Origin of the sequence: Bacillus sp. BD48 (assembly GCF_046566805.1) — a bacterium.
Taxonomy (GTDB): domain Bacteria; phylum Bacillota; class Bacilli; order Bacillales; family Bacillaceae; genus Bacillus; species Bacillus safensis.
The window spans coordinates 214,013-230,498 of record NZ_JANGFM010000001.1 but is presented as its reverse complement, the minus strand read 5'-3'; the positions used below and the strand labels follow the sequence as shown (position 1 = coordinate 230,498).

Sequence of the window (16,486 nt, the reverse complement as noted above, 5' to 3'; positions counted from 1 at the left end):
CAAATTGAAGAGGAGGATTCGATATGGATATAAAAGCGCTTTTTGAAAAGCCGAAGAACGATTTTCCTTATGAAAAATCATTTGTGTTTGCAGGTATTCATTTTCATATTCTATCAATGGAAGTGCTGGCGATTGAAGATATTGAACATTATATCCCAAAAGAATTGGATCGCCGTGAGGGGGATATCCCATCACAGATTGAGATACGGTTTATCATTGATCCGGAGCTTGAACAGTCTGTTCGCAGTGCTTGCTTTCAAAAGGGTGAAACCATTACAGCAAAAAGGAAATTTACTTACAAACGATTAAAATTAGATGATCAAGTATTATTTGCCTCACATGAAGGTGACGAGCCGCACAGTGTGGCGGTCAATAAAGGTCGTTATGCTGTGATTGGAAAAAACAATAATGAATCTGCGATACGCTGTCCACTGCGAATCGTTCGAGAAATTGCCCTTAGAACACTAGAAAATCAAGGTGGTTGTTTTACGCACGCAGCAGCTGTCTCTTTTGAAGATGGCCAAAAAGGAGCGCTCATTATCGGCGATAAAGGTGCCGGGAAGTCAACCACTATGTGGCAGTTTTTGCATCATGGAGGAGCAGATTTTATCACAAACGATCGTTCCATTTCAGTGCTTGAAGATCAGGAACTTACTGTGTATGGATGGCCGATGTGCTTGGCGCTTGGAGTAGGAACTGTCCAAGCCACAACAAATATACAGGAACTGAAAAACAAAAAATTCAGCCGGTCTCAAGATAAAAGAATATGGGATGAAACCATATCAACAGAGGAAGAGGCAAAAGAAAAATGGGCGAGCGGCTGTAAGTTTGAAATTACACCAAAAGAAGCTGCTGAAATGACAGGAACAACGATTAGAAGCTCTACGAAAGTAGATATGGTGATTTTCCCCTCACTCAAAATAGGTTCTGGTGAGATTAGGCTTGTGCCGGTAAAAAAAGATGATCAAAGAGCAAAAGACATTATGGCTGCAAATATAAGAGAACCAGAAGATCCCGACTATTTAAAAGGCTGGCTCGGACTTCGGCAGGTGTCAGATACCTTTCTGGAACAAAAGGCATCTGAGCTTATCCATCACTTGTTTAACATGCCATGCTTTTATTTAGAGGGTGATCCGCGTCACCTGCAAGATGCAATTCCAGATCTGTTAAACAAAAAAGTCAGTTCGATTTAAAGAGACGATTGTCTAAACATTCGTTTGAGCCGGTCTTCACGTTTTTTCATTTGCTCGTGATCTGCTGGCAGCAAAATTTGAAAGAGCATTTCGGCAATTGGCCGTGCGAGCCTTTCGTCAGAGTTCATTAGAATGCAAACACCTAATTTTGTCTTTGGAATGAATCCAATATAGGAGGTGAATCCTTTTATTTCTCCGCTATGTTCAGCTAAGGTGCATCCGTTAAAAGGTCTCAAAAACCATGAAAGACCGGCACCTCTGCTGAAATCTTCTTCAACCATAACGGGGCTTTGCATTTCTTTTAACGAATGCTGTTGAAGCAGGCTGTTTGCACCGTATTGAGCTTGAATGAATTGAATCAGATCTTCTGCTGTGGAGATTAGTCCGCTTGAACCGTCCTCCCAAGATGGTGTTTCAGCACTTGGATAGGATACGCCGGACAGACCTGAGGAAGAAGCTGTATACCCTTTGGCTGTGAATGCTGTTTCAATAAATCCAGTTTGCTTCAAATCGAGCGGTTTTAGTATATGGGTGTGCACTAATTCTCTATATGGCTGATCACTCACCTTTTCTAGCACTTTACTTAATATAGAGTAGCCAAGACTGGAATAATTGATGATAGACCAAGGCGGTGTGAATATAGTGAGTATTTCAATACACTGAGCTAGAGTCATATCTCGTAAATGAACGGCTTTGTCGAGTGCTTTGGGCAGGCCTGAGATATGAGAGGCAATCATTCGGAAAGTGAGTGGAATTGGTTCAGACAAGTGACTTTTTATGAAAGAAAGTAGTGGTTCGTAAGTATGAATGGGTGTATCGAGTTGAATAGATCCTTCCTCTCGCAATTTCATCATAACCATTGCAGTAAAAGGCTTAGTCACAGAACCAATTCGAAAGGTTGTGTCTTTTGTAACAGGGGTGCCGCTTTCAATATCAGCGAGGCCCTCATGCCACGACCAAATGTGCTCATCTTCATGAGAAATACAAATGGAACAGCCAGGAATTTGGTGTTGTTCTAATAATTTCCTTATATCGGTGGTTGTATCTTGCAAACGCTGCACGATCGATTCATTGATCAAAATAGACACCTCTTTCATACAGAATATATATATATTACCAAATGTTTCATGTTGTTTTAAGATGAACGATCAATATTTTTATATTTTAAAAGAGAGCGGGCGATAGATAATGAAAACAATTCAAAAAACCATTCTTGATATTTTAAAAGGTGATGGACAAGATATAGAACAAATTCCATATGAGCTTGTGGAACGTAAAGGTGTAGGACATCCAGATACGATGTGTGACGCCATAGCAGAAAGAGCTTCTCAATACTATTCTCAATATTGCATGGAGCATTTCGGCAGAGTGGCACACCACTGGTTTGACAAAGTCATGCTTCTTGGCGGAGATGCTGATGTCACGTATGGGAAAGGGACAATGGTCAAACCGTATCAAGTTGTGTTTGCTGGAAAAGGGGCATACGCCTACGGCGATGAGCCCATTCCTCTTAAACAGATTCTTTTCGATGCGGCAAAGGATGTGTTATCAGAGGTGACAACAGGATTTGATCCTGAAGAACATCTTGTCATTGACTGCCGAATCGTTGATCATCAGGGGGCAGGACGCAAAAATTCACGATATCGTCCGATGGTTGAAACGGACATGATTGAAATCGGTGATCCAAAGCTTGTGTCAAACGACTGTAACTTACTGCATGCACATGCCCCGTTAAGCCGTCTTGAGAAGCTGGTTCTTTATACAGAGCGTTATGTGAATGGTCCAGAATTTAAAAAGATCAATCCAGATACCGGCTGGGATGTAAAAATATTTGGAAGCAGACGTCATGAAGATTTTAAACTCATTGTGAACATGCCATTTCTAGCTAAAGATATTCATAGTCTTGAGGAGTATTTTGCCCGCAAAAAAGAATGCCAAGATCAAATCGCTCGCTATATTCATGAAACGTTAGGCCTCACGCCTGATCTCATGCTGAACGCAACAGATCGCAATGGCCGTCCGTACTTAACGGCGCTAGGTTCCGTAGCAGATACCGGCGATGTAGGAGTTGTTGGAAGAGGAAATAGATTAAATGGACTGATCACCCCAATGCGGTCTATGAGTATTGAAGCGCCGGCTGGGAAAAATCCGCTTGATCATACAGGAAAATTATATGGAGTGCTCGCACAACGGCTGGCAGATCAAATTTTTGAGACGATTCAAAAGCCAACAGAAGTGCATATCTTTACTTCAAAAGAGGCACCGCTCCATAATCCTGATGAAATTTCCGTTCGTATTCAGCAGTGGGATGGAAATGAAGTGGATAGAAAAAGAATTGAAGACCTCGTCATGAATGCGGTTCATTCAATGGGCGATGTGACAACAGATTTAATTTTTAAAGGCGTGACAATGTGGTAAAAAGGATGAAAAAAAGAGTCATTGAAGCCGTACATGCATGTATTCATACAAAAGAACCTATGGCAGTGACCATTCATCCCTATGAAATTGAAAAACAACAACAATTGAACCAACACCATCTTCTGTTGATGCTAAAGCCTGAATTAACAAGCATCAATAAAGGTGTACAGCTTGATCTCATACTAGATGAACTTCTCCACCGATTAGATGATCGTGATGTAGAAATAGGAGCCGTGCGCGTTATATCATCCTTATATTTGAAAGAAAAGAAAATCATTGAAAATCAATATGGGATGCTAAATAAAATTTCTAAAAATGGTCTGAGTGAAGTGTCAGATGCAGCAAAAAAGATGCTGGCTTTGAAATATCCAGAGTTTAAAAAGAAGGAACATTTCATATATGGAGGCCATCAATTTTTACAAAAGTACACAGAACTCACGCCGTATGGTTTAGAGCTGTTAACCCGAAACGTTAAGGTAGACAAGCTGGGTGCGGGCACATACGCCATAGAGGCCGAGGTGGATGGAGAAAAAATGCTTCTGCTCAATTCATTCCACCCTTGTCAAATAGAGTGGTTCACTGAACCTGCAAAGTCTATTATCGTCATTGAATGTTTTTCAAAGCAGCCAATGAGGATGTTGAGAGAAGATTTCATCGGTGCAACGGACCCTAAAGAGGCTAAAGCGGGTTCTTTTAAACACATGCTGCTGTCGGAGCAAAAACGGTTTGGTTTATCTAACGTGTGTACTCGGTTTAATGGCATTCACCTGTCACCGGGTCCTGTAGAAGCGATGGCGGGAATGATTCACTATTTTAGTACACCTGATACAAGACTGACTCCCGCGCATACACTTTTTGGCCAGCTGTTAAAGGAAAATGGCTTTTCGGCGGAAGCATTAGATCTATTATGTAAAGATGTGTCCATTCATTCAAGCGAAACGCCCGTATTTGAATTAACAGAAAACCTAAATTGGGATGAAGCACTTGATCTGCTAGTAAAAGTGAGAGACGACATTCAAAAGCATCAACGTGTTCTGTAACGGAGGGAACAACTTGAAAAATAAAGAAGCTAGCCAGCGAATTTGGATTGTCGGTCCGCCTGGATCTGGAAAAACAACCCTTGCACATCAATTGAAGCAGGAGTTAACGTTACCTCACTATGAACTCGATGCCCTATTCTGGCAAGCGAACTGGAAAAAAACAGATAAGCCGGTGTTTATCGATAACGTTCATGAAATTGTCAAACAAAAGAAATGGGTCGTCGATGGTCAATATTCATCTGTTCACCACATATTGGCTGAATATGCTGATACGATCATTTGGCTTGATGTCAAACGAAGACAGACATTCCCCCGTCTCATGAAAAGGACATTCAAACGGCTCATCACAAGGGAGAAACTTTGGAATGGAAATAAGGAGCGAATGGGGAACGCGCTCCAATTTTTCTCATATGCCTTTCAAGTCTATCCAGAGGTGATTCATCAAAACGAAAAGCTTTTTCACAAATTAAAAGAAGAATCACATGTGAAATGCTTGCGCATAGACAAACGGGACGATGCAGACCAGGTGCTAATGAAAATCAAAAACCTTGAGAAAAAGGGGTGAGGACATGACGACATTAGATGATGCTAATAATGTCCTGAAATATTGGTTTTCGGAACAGCCGATTCGTTTAACACCTTTAAACGGAAGAAGCCCTAATGAAGGATGGCTTGTCGAAACGATCAAAAACCGTTTTGTCTTAAAAAAATGTGCGAGAAATCATGATGCAAAGTGGCTTCAATATTTAGAGGAATTAACAGATGCTCTGCTTGATCATGGCTTCCCGATTCAACCTATGATGGAGGCAGAAGACCGTCGTAAGACCATTTTATTCAAAGAACACTTTTGGCAGCTGCGGCCCTATTTTGAAGGAAGACCATATGAAATGGGCAATCGTTCAGATGAACAAGAAGCCATCCGGGTATTAAAACAGCTCCATTCATTGAAGAACTTACCGAAAGGACCTGTGAATCCAAACTGCGAATTGAAGAACTGGATTACTTCTCCGGACGAAACGCTCGGCAAGACGGCTTACGCCCTAAAAAAGGTTGTTTCTTCTAAAAAGGCTGCTGCTTTACTCAAAGTATATGAACGGGAACTAATGAATATCATTACGCTGCTAAACCTTAGTATATATGAAGCATTACCTCATGCTGTTACACATGGTGACTTTCATTCTGGCAACCTGTTAATTCGTAACAAAAGGCTTGCCATGGTTCTTGACTTTGATACAGCTGGCTATAGACCGCGAGTATATGATGCAGCTATATCTGCTTTTTTGTTAACGAGAATCAAGAGAGGAACGTTTCAACTAGATATTGTGAAAACGATTCAATTTTTAAAGGCATATGCAGATGACTTATCCGAATATGAATGGCGTTCTATATCTGCTTTTATCAGACTTTTATATCTTCCAACAGGGCGGTATTTAACACTGCTGCATACCTATACACCTCACTTACTAAACTGGTATATTGATTGGTCTTTCGAAGCACTAGAATCTGCATCGAACCAGCTGAAGGAAGATTGGTATCTCCAAAAGGAGATGAGAATATGAAGGTCGCTGTTGTCACTGGTGGAAATAGGGGCATAGGTAAAGAAGTATGCAGACAGCTTGCGCAGTGTGGAATGCTTGTTATTTTAACTGCACGGCAGCTTGAAAGTGCCAAAAAAGCTGCGTCTGAAATGACTGAGCATGTTGTGCCAATTCAGCTGGATGTAACAAATGAAGAATCGGTTGAACGTTTCTCGGCATTTATGAAAGATTCGTTCGGGAGAGTGGATGTGCTCATTAATAATGCCGGGGTCTTTCATGACAACATAAAGGATCACACATTTCCATCTTTTCTAGATCTTCCTGTATCGACACTCCAAGAAACGATGAATGTGAATGTGTATGGTGCAGTCAGAATGACCAAGGCCGTTTTTCCTTACATGAAAGAGGCTGAATATGGACGGATTGTCAATGTATCTAGCGGTATGGGAAGGCTCTCTGCGATCTACGCCTCAGACGATGTGAGGCGTGACGGAAAAAGCGGTCCTTACTACCGGATGTCAAAAGCGGCGCTGCATGTTCTCACAAAAGTCACAGCTTTAGAGGGGGCACCCTATTCTATCCTTGCGAATGCAGTGTGTCCCGGCTGGGTACAAACGGACATGGGGACATCAGAGGCTGTTAAAACCATACAGGAAGGTGCATCAGGAATCGTGTGGGCGGCACAGCTGCCCCGAGATGGACCAACAGGAGAATTGTTGAGAGACGGGCAAAGACTTCAGTGGTAAGAGGAGGCAGCTACATGCGAGGTATGAAAGGAAAGACGGTTATTGTGACAGGCGGGGCTCAGGGGATTGGATATGCGGTTGCAGAACGAGCCGCACAAGAAGGTGCACAAGTCGCCATTGCTGATCACCATGTACATTACGGAATTGCAGCAGAAAAACAGCTCAAAGCAAATGGATATGATGTTTTGTTTATAGAGGCTGATATTGCAGATGAAGCATCCATTGTTTCAATGATCAAAAAAACAGCCAATCATTTTGGGAAAATTGACATGCTGGTGAATTGTGCAGCCGTTTTTATCATGCGGGGGCTTGAAGCAACCGTTGAAGAATGGCGGCGCATCATGGATTTGAATATTATGGGACAAGCTCTTTGTGTCAAACACACTGCGCCTTACATGGAGAAAATAGGAAAAGGATCGATTGTAAATATTGCCTCTATTTCAGGCCACATTGCCCAGCCAAAATATTTAACATATAACGCGACAAAAGCAGCTGTTGTCAATATGACGCGGTGCATGGCAATGGATTTGGCGGATGCGGGTATTCGTGTAAACGCAGTGAATCCAGGCACGGTATGGAACAAAAATAACGAGCGGTTCCATTTAGAAGAGCTTGGATTGACAAGAGAGCAAGCAAATCAGCATCCTGATATTGGCGGGATGCACATGTTGAAACGAACCGCTGATCCAGAAGAGATCGCATCTGCTGTCATCTTCCTTCTTTCAGATGAAGCGAGTTTTATTACAGGAGAAAATTTGATGGTTGACGGCGGCTATACTGCCATGTAGAGGAGTAAAAATTGCATGAAATTTGATCTGCACACACATCATCAACGCTGTGGTCATGCGGAAGGGAACATCAGAGAATATATCGATGAGGCTGTCAAATTAGGTCTGGATTTTATTGGAATATCAGATCACTCCCCGTTCTTTGGTGAAGAGGCTGACCACTTTAAACCATGGGTAGCGATGGCTAAAAGTGAATTTCAATCATATATAGAGGAAGTCCTGCAGTTGAAAAAGGAATATGACGGAAAAATTCATGTGCTGTTAGGTGTCGAATCTGACTATTTTCCAGAACACGAGGCCCTATACCGAGACGTGTATCGACATTATCCATTTGATTATATCATTGGCTCGGTTCATGTCAGTAATGGATATGACCTATTTAACCGGAAACGATGGGAACGAATCACAGAGCAGCAAGCCATCATTGAAAAAGAAACGTATTATCAGTTGATTAAAATGTCTGCTGAGAGTCAAATGTTCGACGTTTTAGGCCATATTGACGCCTTAAAAGGTTTTTATCCAGAGATTGCTCATCTCAAAACAGAAGCTGTCGATGATGCACTGCAAGCAATTGCGGAGAGTGGTTCCGTCATTGAAGTGAATACATCTGGCAAAACAAAAGACTGCGGCGGCTGGTATCCATCAATGGATCTATTAGAGCGAGCCAAATTTTATGGTGTGGATGTCACGTTTGGCTCAGATGCACATCAGCCAGCCCGAGTAGCAGATGATTGGCTGAAAGTAAAACAGACGCTGAAGGAATTGGGTTACAAGGAATGGTATATTTTTCAATCTCGTCAAAAGCGAAAATTGGCTCTATAAATTCTAAAAAAAGGGGTTATGAAAATGACAAAAGTTCGCGTAGCAATTGCAGGAGTAGGATCATGCGCTTCAAGTATCGTTCAATTTGTAGAATTGGCAAAGGAAAAGATGGATACGCTCTCCGGTGTTATGCATGATGTCATTGGAGGTTATCACTTGTCTGATGTGGAATTTGTTGCAGCTTTTGAAGTAGATCAAAATAAAGTAGGAAAAGACTTATCAGAGGCTATTTTTACTAAACCAACAGCTGCAGTAAAACATATTGATGTTCCGTTTTTCCAAGTACCTGTTGAAGCAGGTCCTTTATGTGATGGTCTTGAAGGAGATTTGTCCAACTGCATTCAGCCGCATGAACATTCATTAAAAATGAACACACATGATGTGACGCAAAGATTAAAGGACGTTCAGGCAGATGTACTAGTCTGCTTCTTGCCGACAGGTTCGTTTGAAGCAGTTCGAGTATACGCAGAGGCGTGTGCACACGCGCAAACTGCCTTTATTAATGCGACACCTGAACCAGTGGCAAATGATCCTGAATTTGTCAAAATGTTTGAAGAGTCGAATACCCCGCTCCTTGGAGATGATTTAAGAAGTCATTTAGGTGCCACAACACTGCATACAGCGTTAATTGAGCTATTAAAATCCCGAGGGATTGATATTACCAATACGTACCAATTGAATGTCGGAGGCAATACAGACTTTTTAAACCTTGCCAACCCAATGAGATCAACGAGTAAACAAAAATCGAAGAGAAAAGCATTATTTGCCTCTGGTATTGATGCCAGCGAAGTGGCAGCAGGTCCAAATGGCTATGTCAGCTACTTAGGGGATCATAAAGTCTGCTTCCTGCGATTGGAAGGAAATTCCGTTTTAGATTCAGACATTTCGCTTGAAATCCGTTTACAAGTAGAAGATTCTCCGAATTCAGCTGGTGTTATTGCTAACGCAATGCGCGTAGCAAAAGCAGCTAAAGATTTGAATCACAGTGGTGTCATACATGATGTTTGCCCATTCTTATTCAAAAGCCCTCCAATTGGACAAGTAGATTCAGAATCATTGCGTCTATTCAATGAATATGTAGCAAATGCTGAGCTGAAAAAGGTGTGATCAGTGGAAGCAGAACTAAATCTTCGCGAGATAAAATTTGCCGCTTTTGACTTGGATGGAACATTAATTGATGACCGAGGCGAGCTTATTGGTGATGTCCATGGCGCAGTGAACATGCTGCGCCAAAGAGGCATTATTTCAATAATTGTCACAGGCAGAACCTATGATTCTTTTTTCTCTCTGAACTTAGATCCATCTTTACTCGATTTATTTCATCATGATGTTTTGCTAAATGATGGAAATGTGATTTGCCACCATCAAAAGAAAACATTTGACGTGAAACAATATCTAGATGCTGCTATATGCCGGCAGGTCATCTCATTACTTGATGGTCAAGCTGAATTTGTCATGGAATCACACGGGAAGCATGTGGCATCAAGTAAAAGCGCTAAGTTGAAATATTGCATGCTTTACACATTTCCACGAGAAAAAATAGAGGTTGGTCATCAGAAAGAATTCACATTTGACCGTGTGACAAAACTATTTATTTTACCGAAAGAAAAAATAGATATCGCTCATCTATTAAGAGATTGTCATTGTGATGTTGCGGATGCCCAGTTTTTAAATGCACAAGTGATATCCCCAAAAGGAATTTGTAAGGCAGAAATGCTTGAACGCCATTTATTAGATTGTTTTGGAGAAAGTGATTTAAATCGTGTGATTGCTTTTGGAAATGGTCATAATGACAGACTGCTGCTCAAGAAGGCGAGGTGGGGGCTGGCAGTTCAAGATAGCCATCCATCGGCGATTGAGTTATGTGATGTTCATCTGGGGGAGTCTATTTATGACTATCTTGATAAAGTTTCACAACCATTAGAAGCACCAAAAGTGATCAATGAAAAGGGAGGAATTTAGTTGAGAACCCTTCAGCTGCCTTTACCAGATGCGCTAGAAGATACAATGATACCAGATTTTGTGGAAAGAGTTTCTTTTCTATCAGCCCATATTTTGCACGTTGATCTTCTTGAAGAGGAATCTGTTATTGAAGTAACAGTCGATCATACGGGAGATGCAGAGGCAATATCAGCTGCGTTTTTAAAGTTATCGTCAAATGTAGCTCAACTGCGGAGGTTTCGTGAAAAGGAAATGAAATCAAATATTCCTTTATCCAGTAAGCCTGTTCATTCGAAACTAAGCGGGGATGACCAAAAGAGAACCTTCTATGATGAAATTGAAATGGAACTTGCACACTATTTTGATCAATTATTCTTAAATATGGGGGCTTCACTTGGAGCCAAATTAAGAAGATACCCTTCTACGATGAGTAAAGAATTAATGGAAAAGTGTAAATACCATACGAATTTTCCGCAAAATATTTATTCTGTTTTTGAAATACCTCATGATTACCAAATTATTGATGACATTCGAGAAAAGCATCATGGTTTTCTGCCTGAACACTTCCAGCAAGCAGGCCGTTTTTTGCAGCCTTGCATTTGTTATCACTGCTACGAGGAATGGGAAGGGAAGACCTATACAGACAATCAAATGATGACAGCAGCGGGGCAGTGTTTTAGACATGAAATTTCTTGGAAAGTAGATCCTCTAAGGAAACTAGAATTTAGTATGCGTGAAATTGTCTTTATCGGTAATAACGAATACATCAACGAAACAAGAAAAACACTTCTTGAACACACATGGCAATGTTTTCATCAGCTTGGCCTTAGTGGTAAGGTCACCACCGCAAATGACCCCTTTTTCTTTTATGATGATATGGATAAAGCGAATTATCAATTAATGGCGAACAGCAAATATGAGTTAGTAGCTGTGACAGAAAAGAAAGACGTTTCGATCGCTTCATTTAACGACTGTGGAGAGCTGCTTTGTGAAAGGTTCCAAATCAAGGGGGAAGATGATAAGCCGCTTTATTCGGGTTGTGCCGCATTTGGTATCGATCGATGGGTTCAAGTATTTTTACAAACATACGGTCGAAATCGAAAGAATTGGCCGGATCAAATGCTTCATATAAAGGAGGGGCAATATGCTGCAAAGTAATCTGACTCAAGAAGAGCACACAGCCCTCATTTTATCTACTCCTTTTTTAGAAGACAGCCAGATAGAAGAGATGCAGGAGCTTCTGCATCAGCAGCAAGACTGGAATGTCATTCTCGGAATGCTGCATGTTCACCGGACAGCAGGTATTGCATGGAAAAATATTAAACGTTACGCCATTCATTTAAGAAAAGATTTTAAAGCAACTTATTTTTTAAAGTCATTAGAGATTATGTATAAGGGGCAATTAGAAACGGCACGAGACAATATCACGTTAAACGATCAGTTATTCCAAGCACTTGATCAAAAAGGAATTGAGTATGCCATTGTAAAAGGAAGTGTGATTGGCCAGTGGGCATACGGCGATGTAGGGCTTCGCTTATTTGGGGACAACGATCTCTTTATCTCACAAGATCAGCTGCAAGAAACTGGACATGTATTAAAAGAATTAGGCTATATACAAGGTTCTTGGAATTATGAAACGGAGACAGTCACACCTGCGAAACGAAAAGACATTCTTTACCTCATCATGAACTCACATCAAACCTACACCTACATGAAACCTACACCAGAATGCCGCTTTATTGACTGTCATAAAATCGATGTTCAGTTTTCAGTTGACCTTATGACAGGAAACCGGACAGATTCAATTGTCCAAGAAATGCTGTCTAGACGAATTCAAACGTCTGTTGACGAGCATCTTGTATGGTCATTAAAAGAAGAGGATATGCTGATTTTCTTATGTATTCATTTTTACAAAGAGGCGATTTATTTAAATGAAGTCGAGTCAATGAAAGATTTACTGCTTTATAAGCTGCTTGATATATATGGCATGTTTATGAGAGAAGACCTATTGGATGTGGAGTTGTTTGTCCGTCGAACGAAAGCGTATGGCTTTGAAAAGATGGTCTATTTTGCTTTGCATTATGTGAATGAAGTCTTTCCTCATACGATTCCTGATCTTGTCATGGATGCACTTCAGCCTGAATCACTTGCTTATTTATCCGAAGTACTGGATGCAAATGATGTCGTTCATACCTGGAATCAGCCCATTCGTAAACGATTCTTTCACATTAATCGGTCTTTAGAAATACAAAAGCATTCTGTTCACAAGGAGTAGTGTGATGAAAGATCCGGCAGCGCTATTTGATTTTAAGGGAAGAAACGACGTCATATGGTTTGGGAATATGAATCAAGAACAAAGCTGGGATCAAACAAAGGCTTTACCTGTTATGACAGACCATGTTCAAAATGAACTGGTTCTCCAGCAAGAACAACAACTGCTATTGATTGCTTCTAAGGATCATCATGTCATCATGCATCATCAGCCTGAACCTGCTTTTTTAGCCTATTTGGAAAAGCAAGGTGTCAAGCTTCCGCATATGGTTCAAAAAGAAGATGCGTTCAATGTAAAGGGACTCATTGTACCTTATCTTTTAGATGAATCGGTTGAACAAGCATCATCTCTTGAAAAAAGAAAGATTTATGGCTCAAATTCAACACTTGTAAAGCGATTCAATCATAAGGTTTCGACTAGAAAATGGGCAGAAGAACATCAGTTTACCGTCACGTGTGGTGCTATTTGTCAAAATGCTGACGAGTTAAAACAGACGTATGAAGAATTAAGGGCGAATCATTTCTCAAAAATGGTTCTGAAAATACCTTATGGATCATCTGGTAAGGGACTTCGTATTTTAAAAAACGAGAGAGAATTCATGCAGCTAGTGACCTTTATTGAAAGAAGAAAAATCCAAACAGACCTCCTCTTAGAGGGGTGGCATCCAATTAAGCGATCTTTAAATGCCCAATTGCTCATTCAAGAGGAAGGATCACACTTACTTTCAATTACAGAACAGAAAATCAATGAGGACGGCATCTACTTAGGGACCGATTTTGCGCCTATTTATGAACAGGACAAAAAACGTGAATATGAAGTATGCATGCATCGAATCATAGAGCTTCTATATGAAGAAGGGTATCGAGGTGTGGTTGGCGTTGATTCGATTATTGATGAAAATGAACAGCTCATACCGATCATTGAAATAAATGCCCGGTTCACGCAGGTTACTTATTTACTCCCAATCATTTGCCGTTTTTTTTCAACCTACGAATATATTGAAAGCCGCTTTAAAAGATTCTCATGCAGTGCCGAACTGCCGTTTGAAGATGTGTTAACGGAGGTAACAGAAGCACTCGATCCGGGAGAAGATGGTGGGTTTTTTATTTATACTTTCGGTAAAACGAGAGCCGCTGATATGTGGCACTATCGACTGTTTATATTGTTTTACCATATGAAGAAGGACAAGCAGATTCATATGCTGACAAAGTTTGATGATATGGAATTTTCAGCAGAAAGGGGGAGAGAATTTGCCGAAAAATGACTCTACGCTCTTAGAGAAAGCGAATGGTTATGGGACGCCGATGTATGTATACGATGGAGATGCATTAAAAGATCACTATGATCACATTACAGCATGGCTCCATCAATCAGCTGAGGTGTTCTTTTCATTTAAGTCCAATGGAAATGTCTCGATTGCGTCATTGTTACGGTCTTTTGGGGCTGGTATAGAAGTGGCTTCTGCAGGAGAGCTCCTTATGGCTGTAAAAGCAGGTTATTCCCCGGAGTATATCATTTTTTCTGGCCCTGGTAAGCAGAAGCAAGAGATCGATGTCGCTATCCAGCATGAGATCTATTGTATTATCGCCGAATCAAAGGAAGAGCTCATTTATATCGCTGAGTCTGCAAAGCATCAGGATAAACAGGCATCAGTAGGCATTCGGATTAATCCTGAATCCATTGAGTCACGAGCAAAAATCAAAATGGGCGGAGTTCCAAGTCCATTTGGGATAGATGAATCCAAACTGAAGGACGTATTTGACCTATTTCAGAAGTATGATCATTCTCTCGTATTTAAAGGGATTCATATGTATTTGGGAACGCAGGTTCTTGATGAAACATCGCTTTTATCATCGTTTGAATACACGCTCAATACAGCTGTTCGAATCAAAAAAGAATATGGACTAACATGCCAAATGGTTGATTTAGGCGGCGGGTTTGGAATTCCGTATTTTCAGCATGAGACACCTCTTCATGCTGAACGGTTATTTCAACACGTAGCGGAATTGATTCGAGCGTACGAAACTGAGCTGGAATTTCCGAGGTTTATTATTGAGATGGGGAGATTCCTTTTAGCGGAATGTGGTGTTTATTTAACAACTATACAATATGTAAAAGAATCAAAAGGGCAGACGTTTTTAATTGCAGATGGAGGAATGCATCATCATCAAGCGATGACGTTTAGAGGCAGGCTGCTCCGCAATAATTATCCGATGCGGCTCATTAAACCTTCTAGCAAGCCCTCGGCTGTAGTGAAACAATCGATTGTGGGTCCACTATGTACTCCTGAAGACTTAATTGGCCGGCAGGTAGAGCTTCCGCAAGGCGATGTAGGTGATCTTCTTTGTATTGAGAAATCAGGGGCTTATGGACTTTGCTACAGCCCTACCTTATTTTTAGGTCATTCTTCTCCGCTAGAGCTGCTTTTGTTTGAAGGAAACGATTATGTCATTCGAGATAGAGGGACCCCGGATGATCTTTTATTGAAACAAAATAGATTATTGTTTAAACAAAGGAGGGATGAATATGACACTGACGAAGCTTCGTCAAGAAACGATTGATCGTCTTGTTATGCAATTTTCGGAAAGGGCGGGTCAGTTTGATGACGAATTTCAGTTCCCGCATCAAAATCTAGACGAGCTGATCGATTGTGGATTACATGCCGCCAATATGCCGAAACAAGACGGGGGTCTTGGATATGGATTTGAAGAAACGGTGACTCTTTTGTCACACATATCTAAAGGGTGCGCATCAACAGGTCTCATTATGGCGATGCATTACTATTCACTTGGTGCATTTTCTGAAGTGCTTACAAGTGAGCAGCAGGCCGTCGTTTTTGACGATATTCGGAGTTCAGGAGAGCTAATCGCTTCTGTTAGCGATCCGAATGTGATTTTTATTTATCAGCGTAAGCAAATGGACGGGATTCCGACCATTACCGCAGAGAAAACAGATGGCGGATATCTTGTGAGTGGAACTAAATTCACAGTGACTGGTGCACCACGGATTAAATATTTACCGATTTATTGTCAGTATGCGCCGTCGTCATGCACATCTCAATATGGAATGACTGCGCTCTTAATGACATTACCGAGTGAAGGCGCTGCGATTGAGGAATCGTGGAATTATTCGGGCATGAGAGCATCGATGAGTCATCACATTCATTTTGACCAAGTGTTTATACCCGATCATCAGCTCATCGGTCGAGAAGGCTATGCAATAGAAGATACTGAAAATTTAATCTATTGGTTTCGTCTAGCTGTTACAGCTGTTTATTATGGCATTGCAAAAGCAGCATATGAACATGCCCTCGGTATGACATATAAAAGAAATGATCGAATTTCTAAGAAAAAATCAGCCTTTTTACCAGGCCAGCAATTTCGTATAGCAGATATGAAAATTAAATTAGATGTTGCACATTCTCAGCTTATGGCTTGCGCTCAGCAAGCAGATCAAGAAAAGAAACAAAATCATTACTCAAGTGAACTGTATACGAAGACGCTGATTACAAAACATTTTGTGACGCAAGCAGCAGAAGAAATCGTGCAGCTAGCTTCTCAGGTCGAGGGTTTTTCTTCATTACAGCAAGGATCGTTGCTTGAACGTTTAAGCCGAGATGTGAAAGCGGCAAAATTTCATCCCCCTTCTGAAGATTTATTAAAAGAAGTGATTGCGAAAAAAGAGCTGGGCATTATCCCGTTAAAAAATCGCTGGGTATGATGAAAAGA

16 protein-coding genes are annotated in these 16,486 nt (G+C 41.0%); 15 read left to right on the top strand and 1 reads right to left on the bottom strand.

Annotated elements, in window-relative coordinates; genetic code table 11:
* The first annotated feature begins 23 nt into the window (after positions 1-23).
* Positions 24-1,193, top strand: a complete 1,170-nt coding sequence (locus tag ACLGGR_RS01160) for a phosphoenolpyruvate carboxykinase (ATP) (RefSeq protein ID WP_410972354.1) — start codon at positions 24-26, stop codon at positions 1,191-1,193.
* Here ACLGGR_RS01160 and ACLGGR_RS01155 read toward each other — a convergent pair.
* Positions 1,190-2,272: a serine hydrolase domain-containing protein gene (locus ACLGGR_RS01155; RefSeq protein WP_410972353.1), complete on the bottom strand. Its 1,083-nt coding sequence runs from the start codon at positions 2,270-2,272 to the stop codon at positions 1,190-1,192. The genes ACLGGR_RS01160 and ACLGGR_RS01155 overlap by 4 nt on opposite strands.
* 109 nt (positions 2,273-2,381) lie before the next feature.
* Here ACLGGR_RS01155 and ACLGGR_RS01150 point away from each other — a divergent pair, with 109 nt between their 5' ends.
* Genes ACLGGR_RS01150 through ACLGGR_RS01085 form a run of 14 tightly spaced genes read left to right on the top strand, consistent with a single transcriptional unit; the run spans position 2,382 to position 16,478 of the window.
* Entirely contained in the window at positions 2,382-3,611 is a 1,230-nt protein-coding gene (locus ACLGGR_RS01150; protein ID WP_410972352.1) for a methionine adenosyltransferase, read from the top strand.
* Positions 3,612-3,616: 5 nt separating this feature from the next.
* Positions 3,617-4,651 carry a hypothetical protein gene (locus tag ACLGGR_RS01145; RefSeq protein ID WP_410972351.1) on the top strand — a complete coding sequence of 345 codons (1,035 nt, stop codon included), beginning with the start codon at positions 3,617-3,619 and terminating at the stop codon, positions 4,649-4,651.
* Between the two features lie 13 nt (positions 4,652-4,664).
* Complete coding sequence (locus ACLGGR_RS01140) at positions 4,665-5,216, top strand: AAA family ATPase (RefSeq protein WP_251215433.1); 552 nt, start codon at positions 4,665-4,667, stop codon at positions 5,214-5,216.
* A gap of 4 nt (positions 5,217-5,220) precedes the next feature.
* Entirely contained in the window at positions 5,221-6,210 is a 990-nt protein-coding gene (locus ACLGGR_RS01135; RefSeq protein WP_410972350.1) for a phosphotransferase enzyme family protein, read from the top strand.
* A complete protein-coding gene (locus tag ACLGGR_RS01130) occupies positions 6,207-6,935 on the top strand; it encodes an SDR family NAD(P)-dependent oxidoreductase (protein ID WP_410972349.1) in 729 nt (242 codons plus the stop codon). The genes ACLGGR_RS01135 and ACLGGR_RS01130 overlap by 4 nt, the downstream gene beginning before the upstream one ends.
* Positions 6,936-6,949: 14 nt before the next feature.
* A complete protein-coding gene (locus ACLGGR_RS01125) occupies positions 6,950-7,723 on the top strand; it encodes an SDR family NAD(P)-dependent oxidoreductase (RefSeq protein WP_410972348.1) in 774 nt (257 codons plus the stop codon).
* A 15-nt stretch (positions 7,724-7,738) separates the two neighbouring features.
* Complete coding sequence (locus tag ACLGGR_RS01120) at positions 7,739-8,545, top strand: histidinol-phosphatase (protein WP_323646808.1); 807 nt, start codon at positions 7,739-7,741, stop codon at positions 8,543-8,545.
* Positions 8,546-8,569: 24 nt separating this feature from the next.
* A complete protein-coding gene (locus ACLGGR_RS01115; protein WP_251215428.1) occupies positions 8,570-9,652 on the top strand; it encodes an inositol-3-phosphate synthase in 1,083 nt (360 codons plus the stop codon).
* Between the two features lie 3 nt (positions 9,653-9,655).
* Positions 9,656-10,507 carry an HAD hydrolase family protein gene (locus ACLGGR_RS01110; RefSeq protein ID WP_410972347.1) on the top strand — a complete coding sequence of 284 codons (852 nt, stop codon included), beginning with the start codon at positions 9,656-9,658 and terminating at the stop codon, positions 10,505-10,507.
* Complete coding sequence (locus ACLGGR_RS01105; RefSeq protein ID WP_410972346.1) at positions 10,508-11,644, top strand: aminoacyl--tRNA ligase-related protein; 1,137 nt, start codon at positions 10,508-10,510, stop codon at positions 11,642-11,644.
* The gene (locus tag ACLGGR_RS01100) at positions 11,631-12,761 is read left to right on the top strand and encodes a nucleotidyltransferase family protein (protein ID WP_251215425.1); all 1,131 of its coding nucleotides are present in this window, start codon (positions 11,631-11,633) and stop codon (positions 12,759-12,761) included. Before ACLGGR_RS01105 ends, ACLGGR_RS01100 begins: the two co-directional genes overlap by 14 nt.
* A gap of 4 nt (positions 12,762-12,765) precedes the next feature.
* The gene (locus ACLGGR_RS01095; RefSeq protein WP_410972345.1) at positions 12,766-14,022 is read left to right on the top strand and encodes an ATP-grasp domain-containing protein; all 1,257 of its coding nucleotides are present in this window, start codon (positions 12,766-12,768) and stop codon (positions 14,020-14,022) included.
* Entirely contained in the window at positions 14,009-15,319 is a 1,311-nt protein-coding gene (locus ACLGGR_RS01090; RefSeq protein ID WP_410972344.1) for a type III PLP-dependent enzyme domain-containing protein, read from the top strand. Before ACLGGR_RS01095 ends, ACLGGR_RS01090 begins: the two co-directional genes overlap by 14 nt.
* Positions 15,285-16,478, top strand: coding sequence for an acyl-CoA dehydrogenase family protein (locus ACLGGR_RS01085; RefSeq protein WP_410972343.1), 1,194 nt, complete (start codon positions 15,285-15,287; stop codon positions 16,476-16,478). The genes ACLGGR_RS01090 and ACLGGR_RS01085 overlap by 35 nt, the downstream gene beginning before the upstream one ends.
* Positions 16,479-16,486 lie beyond the last annotated feature (8 nt).

Coding starts and splice junctions, on each gene's coding strand:
- ACLGGR_RS01160 (WP_410972354.1), top strand. CDS start 24: ATGGATATAAAAGCGCTTTTTGAAAAGCCGAAGAACGATTTTCCTTAT.
- ACLGGR_RS01150 (WP_410972352.1), top strand. CDS start 2,382: ATGAAAACAATTCAAAAAACCATTCTTGATATTTTAAAAGGTGATGGA.
- ACLGGR_RS01145 (WP_410972351.1), top strand. CDS start 3,617: ATGAAAAAAAGAGTCATTGAAGCCGTACATGCATGTATTCATACAAAA.
- ACLGGR_RS01135 (WP_410972350.1), top strand. CDS start 5,221: ATGACGACATTAGATGATGCTAATAATGTCCTGAAATATTGGTTTTCG.
- ACLGGR_RS01130 (WP_410972349.1), top strand. CDS start 6,207: ATGAAGGTCGCTGTTGTCACTGGTGGAAATAGGGGCATAGGTAAAGAA.
- ACLGGR_RS01125 (WP_410972348.1), top strand. CDS start 6,950: ATGCGAGGTATGAAAGGAAAGACGGTTATTGTGACAGGCGGGGCTCAG.
- ACLGGR_RS01120 (WP_323646808.1), top strand. CDS start 7,739: ATGAAATTTGATCTGCACACACATCATCAACGCTGTGGTCATGCGGAA.
- ACLGGR_RS01115 (WP_251215428.1), top strand. CDS start 8,570: ATGACAAAAGTTCGCGTAGCAATTGCAGGAGTAGGATCATGCGCTTCA.
- ACLGGR_RS01100 (WP_251215425.1), top strand. CDS start 11,631: ATGCTGCAAAGTAATCTGACTCAAGAAGAGCACACAGCCCTCATTTTA.
- ACLGGR_RS01095 (WP_410972345.1), top strand. CDS start 12,766: ATGAAAGATCCGGCAGCGCTATTTGATTTTAAGGGAAGAAACGACGTC.
- ACLGGR_RS01085 (WP_410972343.1), top strand. CDS start 15,285: ATGACACTGACGAAGCTTCGTCAAGAAACGATTGATCGTCTTGTTATG.